The organism is Dactylosporangium sp. NPDC051485 (genome assembly GCF_040682015.1).
Classification (GTDB): domain Bacteria; phylum Actinomycetota; class Actinomycetes; order Mycobacteriales; family Micromonosporaceae; genus Dactylosporangium.
In genome coordinates, this window is record NZ_JBFAZW010000015.1 from 93068 (window position 1) to 112219 (window position 19152).

General features: G+C 71.3%; 15 protein-coding genes and 1 pseudogene. 9 read left to right on the forward strand and 7 right to left on the reverse strand.

From position 1 onward, the window contains the following. The 3 genes from AB0M46_RS11350 to AB0M46_RS11360 form a co-directional block, all read right to left on the reverse strand. Positions 1 to 2157 (reverse strand): carbohydrate-binding module family 20 domain-containing protein, encoded by a 2157-nt coding sequence (locus AB0M46_RS11350; RefSeq protein WP_363334866.1) that lies wholly within the window; start codon positions 2155 to 2157, stop codon positions 1 to 3. Between the two features lie 133 nt (positions 2158 to 2290). Further along, complete coding sequence (locus AB0M46_RS11355; RefSeq protein WP_363334868.1) at positions 2291 to 3847, reverse strand: glycoside hydrolase family 13 protein; 1557 nt, start codon at positions 3845 to 3847, stop codon at positions 2291 to 2293. A 32-nt stretch (positions 3848 to 3879) separates the two neighbouring features. Next, complete coding sequence (locus tag AB0M46_RS11360; protein ID WP_363334938.1) at positions 3880 to 4887, reverse strand: LacI family DNA-binding transcriptional regulator; 1008 nt, start codon at positions 4885 to 4887, stop codon at positions 3880 to 3882. A 152-nt stretch (positions 4888 to 5039) separates the two neighbouring features. On the opposite strand from AB0M46_RS11360, the gene AB0M46_RS11365 reads away from it, so the two are divergent. From AB0M46_RS11365 to AB0M46_RS11380, 4 genes are read left to right on the forward strand one after another with little or no spacing between them, the layout of a single operon-like run. Further along, positions 5040 to 6281, forward strand: coding sequence for a maltose ABC transporter substrate-binding protein (locus tag AB0M46_RS11365; RefSeq protein WP_363334870.1), 1242 nt, complete (start codon positions 5040 to 5042; stop codon positions 6279 to 6281). A 6-nt stretch (positions 6282 to 6287) separates the two neighbouring features. Further along, positions 6288 to 7787, forward strand: a complete 1500-nt coding sequence (locus AB0M46_RS11370) for an ABC transporter permease subunit (RefSeq protein WP_363334872.1) — start codon at positions 6288 to 6290, stop codon at positions 7785 to 7787. Further along, positions 7784 to 8614 carry a sugar ABC transporter permease gene (locus tag AB0M46_RS11375; RefSeq protein ID WP_363334874.1) on the forward strand — a complete coding sequence of 277 codons (831 nt, stop codon included), beginning with the start codon at positions 7784 to 7786 and terminating at the stop codon, positions 8612 to 8614. Before AB0M46_RS11370 ends, AB0M46_RS11375 begins: the two co-directional genes overlap by 4 nt. Continuing rightward, positions 8611 to 10302, forward strand: coding sequence for a glycoside hydrolase family 13 protein (locus AB0M46_RS11380; protein ID WP_363334876.1), 1692 nt, complete (start codon positions 8611 to 8613; stop codon positions 10300 to 10302). Before AB0M46_RS11375 ends, AB0M46_RS11380 begins: the two co-directional genes overlap by 4 nt. A gap of 305 nt (positions 10303 to 10607) precedes the next feature. On the opposite strand, the gene AB0M46_RS11385 is transcribed toward AB0M46_RS11380, so the two are convergent. After that, a complete protein-coding gene (locus AB0M46_RS11385; RefSeq protein WP_363334877.1) occupies positions 10608 to 11291 on the reverse strand; it encodes a hypothetical protein in 684 nt (227 codons plus the stop codon). A 138-nt stretch (positions 11292 to 11429) separates the two neighbouring features. On the opposite strand from AB0M46_RS11385, the gene AB0M46_RS11390 reads away from it, so the two are divergent. The 4 genes from AB0M46_RS11390 (at position 11430) to AB0M46_RS11405 (ending at position 16463) form a co-directional block, all read left to right on the forward strand. Further along, positions 11430 to 11894, forward strand: a complete 465-nt coding sequence (locus AB0M46_RS11390) for a hypothetical protein (protein ID WP_363334879.1) — start codon at positions 11430 to 11432, stop codon at positions 11892 to 11894. Between the two features lie 5 nt (positions 11895 to 11899). Then, entirely contained in the window at positions 11900 to 14830 is a 2931-nt protein-coding gene (locus AB0M46_RS11395) for a hypothetical protein (RefSeq protein ID WP_363334880.1), read from the forward strand. 360 nt (positions 14831 to 15190) lie between these two features. Then, positions 15191 to 16000, forward strand: a complete 810-nt coding sequence (locus AB0M46_RS11400) for a transposase (protein WP_363334882.1) — start codon at positions 15191 to 15193, stop codon at positions 15998 to 16000. Next, positions 15912 to 16463, forward strand: a complete 552-nt coding sequence (locus AB0M46_RS11405) for a transposase (RefSeq protein ID WP_363334884.1) — start codon at positions 15912 to 15914, stop codon at positions 16461 to 16463. Before AB0M46_RS11400 ends, AB0M46_RS11405 begins: the two co-directional genes overlap by 89 nt. Here AB0M46_RS11405 and AB0M46_RS11410 read toward each other — a convergent pair. Continuing rightward, positions 16414 to 17016, reverse strand: a pseudogene (locus AB0M46_RS11410) (ATP-binding protein); the annotation flags it as partial. The gene AB0M46_RS11405 and the pseudogene AB0M46_RS11410 sit on opposite strands and share 50 nt — an antisense overlap. A gap of 137 nt (positions 17017 to 17153) precedes the next feature. Here AB0M46_RS11410 and AB0M46_RS11415 point away from each other — a divergent pair. After that, the gene (locus AB0M46_RS11415; RefSeq protein ID WP_363334886.1) at positions 17154 to 17582 is read left to right on the forward strand and encodes a DUF1707 domain-containing protein; all 429 of its coding nucleotides are present in this window, start codon (positions 17154 to 17156) and stop codon (positions 17580 to 17582) included. Between the two features lie 363 nt (positions 17583 to 17945). On the opposite strand, the gene AB0M46_RS11420 is transcribed toward AB0M46_RS11415, so the two are convergent. Continuing rightward, positions 17946 to 18425: a GNAT family N-acetyltransferase gene (locus tag AB0M46_RS11420; protein WP_363334888.1), complete on the reverse strand. Its 480-nt coding sequence runs from the start codon at positions 18423 to 18425 to the stop codon at positions 17946 to 17948. Between the two features lie 80 nt (positions 18426 to 18505). Then, the gene (locus AB0M46_RS11425) at positions 18506 to 19015 is read right to left on the reverse strand and encodes a GNAT family N-acetyltransferase (protein ID WP_363334890.1); all 510 of its coding nucleotides are present in this window, start codon (positions 19013 to 19015) and stop codon (positions 18506 to 18508) included. Positions 19016 to 19152 lie beyond the last annotated feature (137 nt).

A 19152-nucleotide genomic window follows, 5' to 3' on the forward strand; every position in this document is an offset into this window, starting at 1 on the left:
TTACTTCCAGGTCGCGTTGACCGTCTGGGCCGACGTGCCGGTGCTGAGGGTGCGGTTGGCGCCGCTCTCCCAGATGACCGACCCGTCGGGGTTCTTCTTGATGAACTTGTACTCCACGGACGTGTTCGCCGGCAGCGTGAGCGTCGCCGACCAGATCGGGTAGTTCGCCGGGGACAGGGCGATCGCGCTGCCGGTGTTCCACGAGCCGAGCGCCGGGATCGAGCCGACCACGAACACGTTCTGCCCGAAGATGGTGCTCACGTTGGCGTTGAAGGTGACCGCCGGGTTGCTCGTCGACGAGCCGTTCCACGTCGTGTTGATCGTGCCCGTGCCGCCGGCCGGGACCGTGTAGGTGTGGTTGCTGCCCGGCTCCCACGTCACGTTGCCGCCGGAGTCCTTGGCGATGAACTTGTACTCGATCGCCGTGTTCGCCGGCAGCGGCACCGTCGTGGTCCACGACGAGCCGCTCGCCGTCATCGGGATCGCCGATCCGGTGTTCCACGACCCGAGCTGCGCGACGGAGCCGACGAGGTAGATCGGGTTGCCGGCCGGGGCGCCGGTGACCGTGAACGCGACGCCGCTCGGGTTCGGTGAGGCACTGGAGGTCGGTGAGGTGGTCGGGGTCGGCGAGCCGGTGGGACCCGACGTCACCCGGGCGTTGGCGTGCAGGGCCACCGCGTCCTTGGCGGCCACGCCGACGGAGGCCTGGCCGCTGCCGTCCACCGTGACCGTCGGGCCGGAGCAGGTGCCGGCGGCGGCGTCGAAGTCGCCGTGGATGACGTCGCAGTACACCCCGGCGGGCAGGCCGGTGGCGAACGTGCGCGACCCGAGCGCCGAGCCCCCGTTGTTGATGGCGGTCCAGCCGTTCGTACCGCGGGAGAAGGCGATCGCGTTGCCGCCGTCCGACCACCAGTTGCCCACGGTCGCGTCGGCCCGGGTGGCGTTGTGGAAGCCCACCATGTTGCGGATCGCCCGCTGCCGGTGCTGGCATTCCCAGCCGCTGCCGCAGGACACCGCGGTCACGTAGCCGTTGGCGTCCGCCGGCGGCGAGGCGTCGTTGTTGCTGAAGCTGAAGCTGCTCATGACGTTCGGCGTGCCGAAGTTCCAGGCCAGCATGAACACGGTGGCGAGGGTGTCGGTCGCGCCGGCCTTGTAGCTCAGCGTCGAGCCGTTGCGCTCGGTGTCGTGGTTGGACACGAACACGGTCGACTTGGCGCTGGGCTCCAGGCCCCAGCTCGGGCCGAACGTCTGCAGGTTGGCGATGCTGCCGTTGAACTGGTTGCGCAGGTTCGTGGCGTAGTTGAACTCCAGGACGCCGCCGATGCCCTCGTAGGCGGCCGGGCCGACGGAGCCGCCGGGCATGACCTCCTGGGCGATGTACACGCCCTGGTTGGTGAGCTTGCCCTTGATGGCGGCCATGTCGGCCGGCGGGATGTGCTTGGCCGCGTCGACCCGGAACCCGTCGACGCCGACGGAGATGAGGTCGTTGAGGTAGCCGGCGATCTTCGTGCGCACGGAGTCCGTGCCGGTCTTGAGGTCGGACAGGCCGACCAGCTGGCAGTTCCAGACCTCGGCGGAGTTGTTGTAGTCGTGGATCTGGTTGTCGGACTGCGGGCAGTCGGCGGGGTAGAAGTGGAAGTCCGACGAGGAGTAGCCGGCGCTGGGGTAGCTGTAGTTGTTCGTGAAGCTCGCGCCGCCGTACGCCGTCGTGCTCGACTGGTTCGCGCCGGTCATGTGGTTGATGACGGCGTCGACGTACACCTTGACCCCGGCCGCGTGGCAGGCGCTCACCATGGCCGTGAACTGGGCCCGGGTGCCCATCCTGCTGTTGAGGTCGTAGGCGGCGGGCTGGTAGATGTCCCACCACGGGTGGCCGGCGACGCTGATCGAGTCCTCGGGCGGGGCGGCCTGCACCGCGCCGTAGCCGGCCGGGCCGAGCACGTTGGTGCACTCGCCGGCGACCGAGGTCCACGGCCACAGCCACAGGTTGGCGATGACGTCGTTGGCGCCGGTCGCCGCCTCGGCCTTGCGGCTGGCCGAGAACAGCGGCACGGCGAGGGCGGCGGCCGCGAGCAGGAGCCCGGCGACCGCGGACAGCGTTCGGCGCGCCGATGGCGAGGACGCCAGGGGCGTTAGGGACAGGCGGGGTTTGCGCACAGGGGCCTCCGGAATGGCGGTAGCGGAGGAACGATTGACGCAGATCGTGATACCGGCTGAAACCAGCTGTCAAGGACCTTGCAGAAATTCCCGCGACGGTACGGCGAGCAAGGCCCCTGAGCAGCGGAAATGATCAGGAAGATCTGACAGTTCTTGCAATGATCCACACCGTGGTGTCCGGCGGCAGGATCGTCCCGGCGAGGTTCCCGCTGCTCAGCGCGACCTGCGAGCCCCCGGGCAGTGGTACCGGCGCGTCGGACAGGTTCGCCACGCAGCGCAGCCCGTCGCGGCTGAAGTCGAGGACCCCGGGCGCGGACTCGTGCCAGCGCAGCGGCCCGGTGACCGTGCGGCGCAGGGCGAGTGCCGCGCGGTACAGCTCCAATGTGGACGCCGGATCCCCGGCCTGGACGTCGGCCGCGAGCCCCTTCCACGACGGCGGCTGGGGCAGCCAGGCCGCCCCGGAGGGCGAGAACCCGAGCGCGGGCTCGCCGGCCGTCCACGGCAGCGGCACCCGGCAGCCGTCGCGGCCCGGGTCGGCGCCGCCGGTGCGCGACCAGCGCGGGTCCTGCCGCGCGTCGTCTGGCAGGTCGAGCACCTCCGGCAGGCCCAGCTCGTCGCCCTGGTACACGTACGCCGACCCGGGCAGCGCCAGCATGAGCAGCGCGGCCGCGTTGCCCCGGGCGAGGGAGCCCAGCCGCGTCGGGTGCCGGTGCACGTCGTGGTTGGACAGCACCCACGTGGTCGGCGCGCCGACCGCCTCGGCCGCGTGGATGCACGAGTCGATGCTGGCCCGCACCGCCGCCGGGTCGGCCCAGTCGGCCTGCAGGAACTCGAAGTTGAACGCCTGGTGCAGCTCGTCCGGCGCGGTGTAGCGGGCCAGGCGCTGCGGCGTGGACGCCCACGCCTCGGCCACGGCGATGCGCTCCCCCGGGTAGGAGTCGAGGATCTTGCGCCAGGCCCGGTAGATCTCGTGCACGCCGTCCTGGTCGAAGAAGGGCAGGGGGCGGCGGCCGAGCAGCCCGATCTGGTCGGCGGCGCCGGCGTGCGGGTAGCCGGGCGCCTTGACCATGCCGTGGGCGACGTCGACCCGGAAGCCGTCGACGCCGCGGTCGAGCCAGAACCGCAGCACGGACTCGAACTCGGCCCGCACGTCGGGGTGCTCCCAGTTGAGGTCGGGCTGGGCGGGGTCGAAGAGGTGCAGGTACCACTCGCCGTCGGGCACCCGGGTCCAGGCCGCGCCGCCGAACATGGATTCCCAGTCGTTCGGGGGCAGGTCGTGCGCGGTCGGCGGGTGGAAGTGGTAGCGGGCCCGGGCCGGCTGCCCCGGAAGGGCTTGCAGGGCCTGGCGGAACCATGCGTGGGCGCTGGACGTGTGGTTGGGGACCAGGTCGACGATGACCCGCAGGCCCAGCGCGTGGGCGTCGGCCAGCATGGCGTCGAAGTCGGCCAGGGTGCCGAAGAGCGGGTCGATGTCGCGGTAGTCGGCCACGTCGTAGCCGCCGTCGACCATGGGGGAGGGGAAGATCGGGGTCAGCCACAGCGCGTCGACGCCGAGGTCGCGCAGGTACGGCAGCCGGCCGCGCAGGCCGGCGAGGTCGCCGTTGCCGTCACCGTCGCCGTCGGCGAAGCTCCTGACGTACACCTCGTAGATGACGGCACTTTGCCACCATTTGTCGGGTGTTTCGGGCATGGTGGTCCCTTCGCAGCGGGGGTTGGGGTGTCTCAGCGGGGCGCGATGCCGGTGGAGCCGCGCACCACCAGCTCGGGCGCGAACAGGTACTCCGAGTGCGGGCTGGCCTGCCCGTGGATGGCGTCGATGAGCGACTGGGCGGCCGCGTTGGACATCGCCCGCACCGGCTGGCGCAGGGTGGTCAGCGGCGGGTCGGTGAACGCGATGAGCGGCGAGTCGTCGTAGCCGACCACGGACACGTCCCCGGGCACCGACAGTCCCCGGGCCCGGGCCGCCCGCACCGCGCCCAGCGCCATGAGGTCGGAGCCGCAGACCAGGCCGGTGACGCCCCGGCCGATCAGCCGGTCGGCGGCGGCGTGCCCGCCCTCGACGCTGAACACCGACAGCTCGATCGCCTCGTCGAGGCCGCGGCGGCGGATCGCCTCGCGGTACCCGGAAAGCTTGCGCTGCACCGGCAGGAACCGCTCCGGGCCGGTGACGAGCCCGATGCGGGTGTGGCCGAGCGAGGCCAGGTGATCGACGGCGAGCTCGCTGGCCCGGGCGTCATCGCACGAGAAGCAGGGCGCCTGCAGGCCGGGGGCCCAGCCGGTGACCATGACGATCGGCAGCGGCCGGTCGATGAGCTTGCGGTAGCGGTCGTGGTCGGCGGTGGTGTCGGCGTGCAGGCCGGAGACGAAGATGATGCCGGCCACCGCGCGGTCCAGCAGCATCTCCACGTACTCGTCCTCGGTGACGCCGCCCGGGGTCTGCGTGCACAGCACCGGCGTGTAGCCGTGCCGGGACAGCGCCGACTCGATGACCTGGGCGAAGAGCGGGAAGATCGGGTTCTCCAGCTCGGGCGTGACCAGGCCGACGAGGCCGGCGCTGCGCTTGCGCAGCCGCTCGGGCCGCTCGTAGCCGAGCACGTCGAGCGCGGTCAGCACGGCGTGGCGGGTGTCGGCGCTGACCCCGGGCCGGTCGTTGAGCACCCGCGAGACGGTGGCCTCGCTGACCTCCGCCTGGCGGGCGATGTCGGCGAGGCGTGCGCGGGGTGCGTCCATGGCCATGGGACGAGGGTAAGCGGCCGCGCGCCGAAAATGAAAGTCAACTGGAAGCTCTTTCATTTGTTGCAAGTCCTTGCTACGGTCTGCGCCACCGGCATCGACAACACCCCATTTCCGTGCCGTCTCACCATTCCCCCTGGGAGTTCCCCATGCGCATTTCCCTGCGCGCTGTGGGCGCGTGCGCCCTCGTCGCGTTGTCACTGACCGCCTGCAGCTCGACGAAAACCCCCGCAAGCTCTTCCACGCAGCCGGCCGCCACGCTCACCATCTGGGCCGACGACCAGCGCTCCGCCGCCCTCAAGCCCTTCGCCGAGGCGTTCGGCAAGGCCAACCACGTCGACGTGCAGGTCCAGGCGGTCTCCAAGGACCTGCAGACCGTGTACGTCACCGCCGCCCAGTCCGGCAAGGGCCCCGACATCGTCGTGGGCGCCCACGACTGGATCGGCAACCTGGTGCAGAACGGCACCATCGACCCGATCCAGCTCTCCGAGCAGCAGAAGGCCGGCTTCGCCGACGTCGCGGTCAAGGCCGTCACGTTCAACGGCCAGGTCTACGGCGTGCCCTACGCGATCGAGAACCTGGCCCTGATCCGCAACACCGACCTCGCCCCGGCCGCGCCGGGCACCATCGAGGACCTCGTCGCCGCCGGCAAGGCCCTCAAGGACGCCGGCAAGGTCAGCACTGTCATGTCGCTGCAGGTCGGCCAGAACGGCGACGCCTACCACGTCTACCCGCTGTTCGCCTCGGCCGGCGGCTACCTGTTCGGCACCAAGGCCAACGGCGACTACGACCCGGCCGACCTCGGCGTCGGCAAGCCCGCCTCGATCGAGGCGTTCAAGAAGATCGCGGCCCTGGGCGAGAAGGGCGCCGGCGCCCTGACCCGCTCCGTGAACAGCGACAACGCCATCCCCACCTTCACCGGCGGCAAGGCGCCGTTCCTCATCTCCGGGCCGTGGGCGGTCGCCGACATCAAGAAGGCCGGGCTGCACTACGACATCACCCCGGTCCCGCCCTTCGCCGGCGGCAAGCCCGCCCAGCCGTTCGTCGGCGTGCAGGCCTTCTACGTGGCCAGCAAGGGCAAGAGCAAGGCCCTGGCCGGCGAGTTCATCACCAACTACCTCACCAAGCCCGACCTGCAGGTGGCGCTGTACCAGGCCAACCCGCGCCCGCCGGCCCTCACCGCGGCCCTGGACCAGGTCAAGGGCAGCGACCCGGACCTGGAGAAGTGGCTCAGCGCCGGCAAGGGCGGCGCGGTGCTGCCCGCCATCCCGGCCATGGCCGCCGTGTGGGACCCGTTCGGCAAGGCGGAGTCGGCGATCGTCGGCGGCGCGGACCCGGCGGCCACGCTCACCGGCGCGGCCAAGACGATCAGCGACGCGATCGCCAAGTAGCGCACCATGACGAAGCTCGCGAAGATCGCGGTCCTGGGCCTGGCCCTGGCGCTCGCCCTCTACGCCGCCTTCCCGCTCGCCGCCGCCCATGCGTGGGGATGGCTCGCCGTCCTCATCGCGGTCACCGGGCTGATCTTCGCGATCTACCTGTCGCCGCGGCCCGTCCCGGCGAAGTACCTCGTGCCGGGAATCCTGTTCCTGCTGGCCTTCCAGGTGGTGCCGGTGCTGCTCACCGTGGCCACCGCGTTCACCAACGTCGGCGACGGGCACCGCGGCACCAAGCAGGAGGCCATCACGGCCATCTCGTCGGCGTCGGTGCGGCAGGTGCCGGGCTCCCCGCAGTTCGCGTTGTCGGTCGCGCTCGACGAGGGCGGCCTGAAGTTCCTGCTGCTGTCCTCCGACGGCAAGGCGTTCGTGGGCGACGGGCAGGGTCTGCACGACCTGCCCGGCGCCGCCGTCACCGCCGGGCGCATCACCGCGGCGGACGGCTTCCAGCTGCTCGACCTCGGGCAGGCCACGCAGCGCAACGACGAGATCCTGGCCTTCACCGTGCCGACGCCGGGCGGGGCGATCAGGGCCTCGGGGCTGACGCGGGCCTACACCGGCGAGGCGACGCGGTACTACTCGCCGGACTGCGACTGCATCACCGATCGTGTGTCGCGGCAGCAATGGGTCGCCTCCGGCACCGAGGGCGCCTTCGTCGGGGCGGACGGCGAGCGCCTCGCGCAGGGCTGGAAGGTCAACGTCGGGCTGCACAACTTCGCCCGGGTCCTCACCGACCCGCGGGTGTCCGGGCCGTTCCTGAAGACCCTGGTGTGGAACCTCGGCTTCGCGGTCGCCTCGGTGCTCGTCACGTTCGCCCTCGGGCTGGCCTGCGCCCTCGCCCTGCACGCCGAGCGCCTGCGCGGGCGGTCGCTCTACCGGGTGCTGCTCGTGCTGCCGTACGCCATGCCGTCCTTCGCCATGCTGCTCGTCTGGCGGGACCTGTTCAACCAGGACTTCGGGCTCGTCAACCGCATCACCGGGCTGCACGTCGACTGGTTCGGCGAGCCCTGGACCGCCCGCCTGGCCGTCATCCTGGTGCAGCTGTGGCTCGGGTACCCGTACATGTTCCTCGTCGCCACCGGCGCCCTGCAGGCCATCCCGCGGGAGGTGAGCGAGGCCGCCGCCGTCGACGGCGCCACACCCGCCCAGCGCCTGCGCCGGGTCACCCTGCCGCTGCTGCTGGTGGCGCTGAGCCCGCTGCTCATCTCCTCGTTCGCGTTCAACTTCAACAACTTCAACGCCATCTACCTCACCACCGACGGCGCGCCGTTCCCGCCGGGCGCCTCCGGCGCGGGCGCCACCGACCTGCTCATCACCTACACCTACCGGCTCGCCTTCGGCGGCTCCGGCGCCGAGCTCGGCTTCGCCGCCGCCGTCACCACCTACATCTTCGCCATCGTCGCGCTCGTCTCGATCGTCGGCTTCCGCCGCACCCGCAAGCAGGAGGAGGTCTACTCGTGAAACACTGGTGGCGCCATCTGTGCGGCCTCGCCGCCGTGGCCTTCTCCCTCTTCCCGATCGTGTTCGTGGTCTCGGCCGCCCTGAACCCGCTCGGCACCCTGAGCTCCACCGGCCTCGTCCCGGCCGGGGCGGGGCTGGGCAACTTCACCGCCCTGTTCACGAAGACCGGCTTCCCGCAGTGGTACCTCAACTCCGTCCTCGTCGCCGGCCTGGCCGCCGCCGCGGGCGTGTTCCTGTCGATCCTCGCCGCCTACGCGTTCTCCCGGATGCGCTTCCGCGGCCGGCGGGTCGGCCTGATGTCGCTGCTGCTCATCCAGACCTTCCCGCAGTTCCTGTCGGTCGTCAGCATCTACCTCGTCTTCGCCCGGGTCGGCGACTACTACCCGGCGCTGGGACTCGACTCGCCGTGGGGGCTCATGCTGCTGTACCTCGGCGGGGCGCTGGGCGTGAACACGTGGCTCATGAAGGGTTTCCTCGACACGGTACCGAAGGAGCTCGACGAGTCCGCGGTCATCGACGGCGCCGGGCACGCGCAGATCTTCTTCCGGGTGACGCTGCCCCTCGTGGCGCCGATCCTCGCCGTCACCGGCCTGCTGGGCTTCATCGGGACCATCAACGAGGTGCTGCTGGCCAACGTGTTCCTGCGCAGCGACGACGCGAAGACCCTCGCCGTCGGCCTCTACGGCCTCGTCGCCGAGCAGCGCAACGCGAACTTCGGCATGTTCTGCGCGGGCTCGCTGCTGACCGCCATCCCCACGGTCGTGGTGTTCCAGGCCCTGCAGCGGTACATCGTGTCGGGCCTGACGGCGGGGGCGGTGAAGGGATGACGCTGCACCACGACGGCTCCGCCCTGTTCGTGCCGGACCAGCATCCGCGGCTCGGGTCCACTGTGGACGTCTGGCTGCGGTCCTCGCCGGACGTGCGCACCGTACACGTCAGGTCGATCGAGGACGGCGAGCCGCGGTTTACCGCGGCCGTCGCCGAGCGGCGCGGCGCCGCGCTGTGGTGGCGTGCCGCCGTGCTGGTGCGCAACCCGGTCACCCGCTACCGGTTCCTCGTCGACGGCGACTGGTACACCGCGCTCGGCCGCGTCGGCCACGACGTGCCCGACGACACCGACTTCCGGCTCGTCGCCCACCCCGGCCCGGCCCCCTGGACCCGCGAGGCGATCGTCTACCAGATCTTCCCCGACCGCTTCGCCCGCTCCGCCACCGCGCCGGCCACCCCGGACTGGGCCGTGCGCTGCGAATGGGACGAGCCGGTCGCCGGGACCGGCCCGCTCGCGGCCCGGCAGTGCTACGGCGGCGACCTCGACGGCATCGCCCGCCGCCTCGACCACATCCAGGACCTCGGCGCCGACACCGTCTACCTCACCCCGTTCTTCCCGGCCCGCTCCAACCACCGCTACGACGCCGTCGCCTTCGACCGCGTCGACCCGCTGCTCGGCGGCGACCGGGCCCTGCGCCGCCTCGCCGACGCCCTGCACACCCGCGGCATGCGCCTCGTCGGCGACCTCACCACCAACCACACCGGCGCCGAGCACCCGTGGTTCGACGAGCCCGACCTGTACTACGAGGGCGAGACCTGGCTCGGCGTGCCCTCGCTGCCCAAGCTCGACTGGCACTCCGCCCGCCTGCGCTCGCGCTTCGTCACCGCCCCGGACTCGATCGTGAAACGGTGGCTGCGCTACCTCGACGGCTGGCGCGTCGACGTGGCCAACATGACGGGCCGCCGCGGCGCCGACGACCTCACCCTCGAGGTCGCCCGCCTCGTCGCCGAGGCGGTGCGGGCCGCCCGCCCCGACGGCCTGCTCGTCGCCGAGCACGCCCACGGCGCCGGGGCGGACCTCGACGCCGGCGGCTGGCAGGGCACCATGAACTACGCCGGGTTCCTGCGCCCACTGTGGACCTGGCTGCGCCGCGACGACCTCGGCCTGCCCGACTTCCTCGGCGTCCCCGGCGGCGTGCCCCGCCGCGACGGCACCGCCATGGTCCGCGCCATGCGCGCCGTCATGGCCACGATGAGCTGGCGGTCGTGGAACCACTCCTGGAACCTGCTCGGCAGCCACGACACGGCCCGCATCGCGACCGTCGTCGGCTCCCCGCAGCTGCTGGAGGTCGCCGCCGGCCTGCTCGCCACCCTGCCCGGCGTCCCGATGGTCTTCGCCGGCGACGAGTTCGGCCTCACCGGCGCCACCGGCGAGGCCTCCCGCACCCCGATGCCCTGGCGCCGCGACACCGCGATCCTGCCGTGGTACGCCTCGCTGCTCTCGCTGCGCCGCAAGCACCCGGCCCTGCGCGGCGGCGGGCTGCGCTTCGCGCACGTGTCCGCCGACGCCGTGGCCTTCTGGCGGGAGACCGCGGACGAGCGGCTGCTGGTGCTGGTCCGCCGCGCCCCCGGCACCCCGGTGCCCATCGCCATCCCGGAGGCGACCAACCTCTACGGCGGCGCGGCCCTGGCCGGCTCCCTGCCGGCCGACGGCCCGACGCTGCAAATCTGGTCCTGCCCGCCCTGAGGCGGCGCGACCCGGGCCGGCTCCCCGCCGTCGACGGGCATCCACTCCTGCCCGCCCCGAAAGTGTCGTACCCCGGGCTATCGGCGAGGCGCGGCCACAGCTCGCCCAGAAGCCGCGACCGCCGGCGCCGAGGCCGCCGTTGTAGGAACAAGCGACGATCGGTGCACCAATGACGTGCTCGTAACGATGGACGACCACACGGGCGTTCCACGTACTCGAGGCGAGACCGGCCCGGATGGCAGCGGTCGGCGATTCAAGCGTGGCCGCCGGTGAGATTGTCGCCGTGATCGGCAGCGCGACGCCGCTCAGGGTTTGTGGCCGACTAGCCACATGCTGACGTGCTCGGGCCCGGTGCGGACCACGAGCTGGAAGCGCTCGAGGTCGGTCTGGTGGTCCGACGTGCGGGGGCAGGCGCCGTTGAGGGCGGGGGCGCACGAAGGCGTCGTGTCGGGCTGGGCGTGGCCGGCCAGGAAGTCGGTGACCCGCTTCGGCTCGTCGTCCTGCAACGCCGGCGCGGCGCAGCCAGCGACGACCTGCTCGGCGGCCTTGCGGGTCATGGTGATGTACCCATTCATGCCCAGTGAGGTGTCGCTGACCTCGCAGTAGATCATGTTCACGGCGGTGGTCTCGGCGCTCGGCCGGCCGACGACCATGTACAGCTTGCCGTGCACGACCGGGAAGTCGACCGTCAGCCTGGTCATGTGCGCGCCCAGCTGCTCGTACGGGGTCGGCGTGGCGTGCCAGCGCTCGGACCATGCCTTGGCGACCGCGTCGGCCGCGATGCCGGGGATGGGGCCCTCGCCGTGCGGAAGGCCGTCCGCCGGGCCGGCCGAGGCGCCGGCGTCGCCGGCCGGGGCCGTGCCCGTCGAGCCGCGGGTGGCCGGCGCATTGGTCGTGGGGGTCGGGTCGGGTTTCGCCGCCGGGCTGCAGCCCGCCGCCAATGTGCCCACGGTCAGTGCCGCGAGCATCAGTCCCTTGCGTACCGCCATTCGCCCTCCCGGATCGGTTGCTGGCGGACCGAACTTTATCAGAATCCGTGAATCAATTTCATTGATGCATGTTAATGCTGAGGATGGGTGGCGGCCGGTGCTCGGGGCCCGGCCGTCCCCAGCTTTTACGGAGGGCACGTGAGAAGACGCTTGGTGATCTGGGCTGCCGTCGTCGGCCTGGCCGCGGCGGCCGGCCTGGTCGGCCCCGCCGCCCCGGCGCTGGCCACACCGTCGCACTGCTTCGAGGCAACCTGCGACAACGTGGCGTTGAGCGGCACCGATTGCGCGACCAACCAACTGGTCTGGGACGACTATGTGGTCGGTACTGGCATCGCCATCCAGCTCATGTACAGCCCGGGCTGCCACGCCTTCTGGGGTGAAGTACAGGAGCCCGACGGGGACATCTACGGCACGCTGTTCGCCATTCCGGAGTACGGGGGCACCGAGCAGATTCTCGAATCGGGCGTGACCACCAACGGGGCCCTGGAGACGCACATGTGGAACTCGGCCGGTCACTCGGTGAAGCTCTGCCGGAGCACGACGGTCGTCGCCGATCCGGGCGACACCAACTCCTTCACGTCCCAGTGCACGGGCTGGCGGTGATCGCGATGCGCAGTCAGTCCGCGGTGCGGCGCCTCCTCGCCGTATCGGTGGCCGCGGCCCTGGCCGTCGGGTTCCTGCCCGGCCGGGCGCAGGCCGAACCGACCGTGCCCCACGCCGGCCAGGGTGCAATCGCCGATCCCGACCACGCGCTCGGCGGCAGGTGGCGGTCCTCGTCCGACGTCGTCGTCACCGGGGCCGGTGACGCCGACGGCTACCACCTGTACATTGCCCGGGAGAAGGACGCATTCGGCTGGCAGACCCTCGCCACGCTGAAGTCGACGGACATCGACGTCGGGCCGTGGGGCGGCTCGGTCTGCGTGACCGGGTCCGGCCGGTACGCCGTGGTCGTGTTCGCCCCCGTGAAGGCGTCCAACGATCCGAAGCTCATGATGGCCGGCGCCCTCGCCGCCGTCGTCGACACCACCACCGGCAAGGCCACGGCGGTCGCCGCCGGGGTGCAGTTCTCCTACTTCAACCCGGCCTGCGGCCCCGGCGACCGGGCCCTGCTGACTCGGGCGGTCGGCGCCGACACCCAGGCCGGGCGCAGCACCGACCTGCTGACCGTGGACGCCGCGGCCGGCAAGGTGAGCGGCACCCGGCACGTCGCCGCCCAGCTCACCACGCCAGCGGCGGCACCCGACGGCGACTACGGCATCGTGGCCGGGCAGCTGGTCAAGGTCGCCGCGAGCGGCTCGGTGAGCGCGCTCGGCCGTCCGCAGGGCCGGCCGTTCGCGGTGCGCGCCACGGCGGGCGGCGGCATCGACGTGGTGTCGGCCGACGGCGAGACGGCGGTCGCCCAGCGCTTCGGCGGCGGCAGGTTCACCACCACCGCGACCGGTCCCCGCAACCGGGTGCAGCTGTTCGGCCTGCGCGGCGGCCGCAACGTGCTGGTCGGCCAGGTCCGCAAGGCCGCGGGCCTGCCGTCGGACCTGACCACCCTCGCCGAGGACCAGCAGGTGGACACGGTGTCCGGCGAGGGCCACCTGATCGTGCAGGAGGCGCTGACGAGCCAGGCGGCGGCCGCCGCCGCCCAGCCGCTCACGGCCGTCGACCCCGGGGCCGCCGGGCAGGTCCAGTTCAAGGTCCGCGCGGTCGCGGGGCACGTGGACTCGACCGCCCAGGTCGACACCGCCGCCGCCGCGACGCTCGACGTCGACCTCGCGGCGTTCGCGCCGGGCAAGGCCGAGCGGCCGGGCGCCAGCCTGGCCGCCGCAACGGCCTCGCCCTGCATGATCCGGCGCAACGACCCGACGGTCCAGCCGCTACAACCCAGCCCGAACCAGGTCGAGTGGGCCGTGGACAACGCGGTGCACGGCACTCTCACCGCGAGCCGCCCGGCGAACTACCTGAAGTCCGGCCAGCCGGCGTACAGCCCGCAGGGCATGTTCCCGCTCGACTCGGCGCGCCGCGGCGACGGCAGCGTGTCCGGCGCCGGGCGGGTGCCGGCCAACCTGGAGCTGGCGATCCTGGCCCAGGAGACGAACCTCAGCCAGGCGTCCTGGCACGCGGTGCCGGGCGACACCGGCAACCCGCTGATCGCCAGCTACTACGGCACGTACGACATCAACACCATCGACTACGACAAGGCCGACTGCGGCTACGGCATCGGCCAGGTCACCACCGGCATGTCCAGCAACGACAACCCCCTCGACCGGTTCACCCACCCGCAGCAGGTGGCCGTGGCCGTGGACTACGAGGCCAACATCGCGGCGAGCGTGAACATCCTGGTCAGCAAGTGGAACCAGCTGCACGCCGAGCCCGACCCGTACAAGGACACGCTGAACAACGACAACGCCGACTACATCGAGAACTGGTTCCTCGCGCTTTGGGCGTACAACAGCGGACTGCACACGTACGACCAGCGCAACCTACCCGACAGCGGCGGCCACTTCGGCCTGGGCTGGCTGAACAACCCGGCCAACCCGGACTACAGCGCCGGCCGCGACGGCTTCCTGCGCGACACCCTGGCCGACGCGGAGACGCCGAACCGCTGGAGCTACCCCGAGCGGATCATGGGGTGGGTCGAGACGCCGCAGAACAAGGGCGGCCAGTTCAGCCAGGCCTACAAGTACCCGGCCTTCGGCTCCAACCCGAACATCTTCTTCCGCAACCTGGTCCCGCACTACGGCGTGACCCTGCCCGGCCTGTACGACTTCTGCGACACGCAGTTCGGCTGCTCCCAGGCGAACAACGGCTGCCCGGCGGTCAACAGCTCATGCTGGTGGCACGGGCACATGGACTTCGCCGACTGTACCGCGGGCCGGTGCACGACGGAGAACCTGCAGTACCTGCCCGGGTCCGGCTCGGAGCCGGGCGTGGTGCGGACCTACCCCACCGGCTGCACACCGTTCGACGCCACCGCGGTCACCGGCCGCGACCCGAACGTGCAGATCAACATGGTCTACAGGCTGCGGGACACCGGCCAGTACAACCTCGGCTGCGCCATCCCCACGAACACGTTGGGCGGCAAGTTCCTGCTGCGCGGCGGGTCGCCGGCGGGGCAGGACGGGGCACCGTACGCCGACATCGACCTGCACCAGCTCGGCGCCGGGTACCTCGGGCACATGTGGTTCACCCACGGCGCGTCCGGCAGCGCCCTGGCCAAGCACAAGGTCGTCGGGGCCTGGGAACCGGAGCTGCCGCTCCTGCCCGGCCAGAGCAAGACCTACACCATCTGGGCCCACCAGCCCAGCCACGGCGGCACCTGGGCCTCCGCGGTCTACAACATCCAGAAGGTCGCCAACAACAAGGCCCTGTACAACAGCCCCGTCATCGACCAGGGGCCCGAGGCCGACGGCGCGCTCGGCTCCGACCACTGGGTCAACCTCGGCACCTACGTCCTGGGCCGCGGGGCCCGGGTCCTGCTGAGCAACGACGGCGCACCGGCCGGCGCCGACGTCGCCTACGACGCCATGGCCTTCGTGCCCATGGCGTGAGCACCCGTGAACCGGCGCCGCGTCCGTCCCCGGGCGCGGCGCCGCGTTCAGGCCCGAGACCGTCGGCGGGAAGGGCTGCTCACGGATCCGCCGGGGCGTGGGCGGCGGTCCAGCTGGCCAGCAGGCGCAGCGCGGCTACTTATTTAATTGGATCTACGACCTCAGCCCGGCCAGGCTGAGTCGAGGTGGCCGGCGGGTTGCTCTCTCTAGCGGCTGTCCACGGCACTTTGGGTGTGACTCTCATCTGGCGTGCGCCCGCCGGTCACCGCCGTGGGAGTGGCTCAAGAGGGGTATGCCCAGCTCAAAGTAGCGTTGCCCTCCCCACAACGTCCACTGTGTACGAGTGAGGAGACGCAACAGATGGGCCGTGTAGTGATCGGGATGGATCCGCACAAGCGGTCGGCCACGATCGAAGTCATCGACGAACGCGAGCTGGTACTCGCCCAGGGCCGGTACGGCACGGACACCGACGGCTACCAGGCGATGCTCGCGGCCGGCCGACAGTTCCCGGACCGGGTGTGGGCGATGGAGGGCTGCAACGGGATCGGCCGGCACATCGCCCAGCGGCTGGTCGCCGACGGTGAAACCGTCCTCGACATGCCGGCGAAGCTCTCCGCCCGGGTGCGGGTGTTCGACACCGGACAGGGCCGCAAGACCGACCCGGTCGACGCGCACAGCGTGGCTGTCGCCGGGCTGCGCCGCCCGAACCTGCGTCCCGTGGTGGCGGATGACGCCACCGTCGCCATCCGCCTGCTCGTCGACCGCCGCGACGAGCTCGGCCGGATCCGGACCGAGACCGTCAGCCGCATCCACCACCTGCTGCTCGAGCTGATCCCCGGTGGGGCGAAGAAGTTCCTCACTCGCGGCCAGGCCAGCTACCTGCTGCGCACCGCGCCGGCGCCGATCGGCGTCGCGGCCCAGACCCGCCACCAGCTGGCCCGCGAGCTCATCGACGACCTGACCGTCATCGATGAGAAGATCCGGGCTGCGGACAAGCACCTACGCGAGCTCGTGACCGCGGCCGGCAGCACGCTGACCGAACTGCACGGCATCGGCCCGTCCGGGGCCGCCCGGCTCATCGGTGACATCGGCTCCATCGACCGGTTCCGCAGCGCCGCGCACTTCGCGTCCTGGAACGGCACCGCCCCCCATCGAGGCGTCATCCGGTGACCAGCAACGCCACCGGCTCTCCCGAGCCGGCGACCGACGCATCAATCGCGTCCTGCACATCATGGCCGTCGTCCAACTCCGCCGCGACACCCCCGGCCGCGTCTACTACCGGCGCCGCCTGACCGAAGGCAAGACCACCATGGAGGCGCTGGGGGCGCTCAAACGGCACCTCTCCGACGTGGTCTACAAGCGGATGGTCCAGGACGCCAAACGCGCCCGAACCGATGCGACGGGCCCGGGAGGACACTCGGGAGCGACTCTGCAATCCAGCGCGGACGGCCCAATCCCGACAGCCGCCTCTTCGGACAAGTCACAGCCCGGACCCGCCATCGTCAAGCGTAGAACAAAACTGGGCTTGACCCGATTCGACAGACAGGGTCGATGTGTTGATCCTCAAGCTACCCTGAGGGCGGTCAACGGCCGGACGCTGGTGCTGTTCTCGAAGGCGGCGGGGCTGAGGTAGCCGAGGCTGGAATGCCGGCGACAGCGGGCAGGTGGCGCGTGTCGCCGTCCCAGCGGACGTGGTGGGTGGTGTCGGCGAGGGCGAGGATGGCTTGCAGCGTCCAGTGGGTGTGCGGGACGGGGCCTGCGCCGATCCAGTCGGGTAGGGGTGTGAGGGCGGTGAAGTCTCCGATGCAGAGCAGGTCGACGCGGCCGTAGCGGGCGATGGTCTTGGCGAGCATCTTGTCGTCGGCGGCTTCGACGAGCTCGTTGACGAGCTTGGTCGCCAGGACGTAGCGGACCCGGTAGCCGGCCATGGCGGCTTCGGTGCCCAGCGCGATGAGCAGGTGGGATTTGCCGGTGCCGGAGTCGCCGATCAGGCAGAGCGGCATGCCTTTCTTGACCCAGTCGCAGGTAGCGAGGGTGTGGATGGTGGCGGGGTCGACGTTGCCGTTGGCGTCGAAGTCGAACGCGCGCAGGCTCTTGTCGCGCGGGAACGCAGCGGCTTTGATCCGGCGTTCGCAGCGGCGTCGGGCGCGGTCGTCGCATTCGGCCATGAGCAGTTCGGCGAGGAACCCTCGGTAGGTCGGGTCCGAAACTCACGAACATTGAAAAACACCCGAACGAGGTGGTCCCCAAACTGGCCGACAAGCCGCAGGCCAAACCAGCGCCGACCGACCCGACCGAACGGGACTGCTGCTACCGTGCATTGATGAGCGTCACCCGGGTGTCGGATGCCGAACGTGAGGCCGTCGTCGCGCGGCTCGGCGCGGCTGCCGCGGAAGGCCGCCTCGAGTTTGCCGAGTTCGAGGATCGAGCCTCCCTCGCCTACGCGTCACGGACTGAGGCGGACCTGGCCCGGCTCGTCGCGGATCTGCCGCCACCCCAGTCCGGCGTGGTGGACCTTCAGCCGTGGCTGCTGCCGGCGCTTTCCATGGTCGGCGGCTGGGCCTGGCTTCCACTGTTTCCGGGCTGGAATTGGGCTCCGGCAACCGGCCTGGCCGGTGCGGCCTTGGGCGTTGCGGCCTGGCGCGCCTCCCGTCATTGGCCGCACCGCCTGACCGCCCTCGTGGGTCTGGTCGGCGGCGTGGTCGGCGTGGGTCTGATGATCGCCGGCGTGGCAATCATGCTGCACCACTGATGGAAGCCAACGACATCGAGGAACCACCCTGGGGCGGTCGGCATCATGGCCGGGTCCTGCATTGACGAACGCACGGTCCTGCCGGTGGCTGGGTGGGACCCGAGCTCACCGACAAACGGGGCCTGTTCTCACCGGCGAAGCCAACGTGGAGCAGGACGCGGCGCGACAGCCTCTGATCGCTGAGGTGACGCTTGACGACGTCCGTCCGCCAATCGGCCGGTCCGGGCGGGTTCGGTGCCTTGGGTGCTGCGCGGCGCCGCTCGCTTTCGGACCTCGTTGACGCGTTGGATCAGGTAGGGCTTGAACGGATCGGCAAGGCTCGGGCGAGGCTTTGACCGACCATCGTCTCCTGATCGACGCCCGTTACAGGAGCTTTTCGAAGCAGTTGGAGAAGGTCATCGCCTCGTACGGCGGGTAAATCGGGATCCTGGTGTAGCCCGACTTCTCGTACAGCCGCACCGCGTCCGGCTGGCGGTCCCCGGTCTGCAGGATGATGCGCGGCGCGCCGAGGTCGGCGGCGGCCCGCTCGACGTCGGCCAGCAGGGCGACCGCGACCCCCTGGCCGCGGTGCGACTGGGCGACGTACATGCGCTTGAGCTCCAGGTCGGCCCCGTGCCACCGCAGGGCCGCGTGGCCGACCGGGAGCCCCTCGGTCGTGTACGCCACCGAGGTGTAGGCGACGGTGGCCGCCTCGACCGCCACCCGGGTCGCGAACCGGTCGGCGTAGCGCAGCCGCATCTCCGCGGTCATGGCGTCGCGCAGCGCCACCGCAGACGGTTCGTCCCACGCAACGCCCTCAACCCGGATGAGCGCGATGCCGGGATCGGATGTGCCGGTCGACATAAAAGCTATATTACACATAGGTTTTACCGAGAAAAGCGCTGGACCGGTACCGCCTGGTGGGAGTCCGGCGCTGGGCTGGGCTACCGAGGGTGCCGCGCGTCGCGGACCATGCGGATCTCCCGCACGCCGTCGTCGACCTGGGTCGTGCCGTCGGCAACGAAGCCGTGCTTGCGGTAGAAGGCCTGCGCGCGAGGGTTGGGATCGGTGACCCACAGCGCCGCCGGCTGGGCGGGGTCGATGACGGCCTCCAGCAGCGTCCGCCCGGCGCCCGTGCCATGGTCGGCCGCGCGCACGTAGAGCACGTGCAGCTGCCTCGCCGGCGCCGCCGCGGCCTCCAGGGGCGGGCCCGACATGGCGATCCCGATCACCTCGCCGTCGCGCTCGGCGACGGCCGCCCGGTTGTCGCGGTATCGCTCGTCGGTCAGCACGACGGTCCAGAATCGCTCCCGGGCGGCGGGGAAGCCCGGATCGTCGAGCACCGCGTCCGGCATGAGCCCCCGATACGTCTCCTGCCAGCACCGCACATGGACCTGTGCCATCTGTGCGGCGTCCCCGGCCCGGGCCGGGCGAACGGTGAGTGCGGCATCCATCGCGGCATCGTAGGCCGCACCCGGATGCCCGTCCCACCGGATTTCGCGGCGGCCTCGACCACGTCCCGCGGCCGGCGCAGGTTCGCCGCGATCCTCGCGGCCGCCGTCGCGGAGGCAGCTGATCACTGACGGGCGGT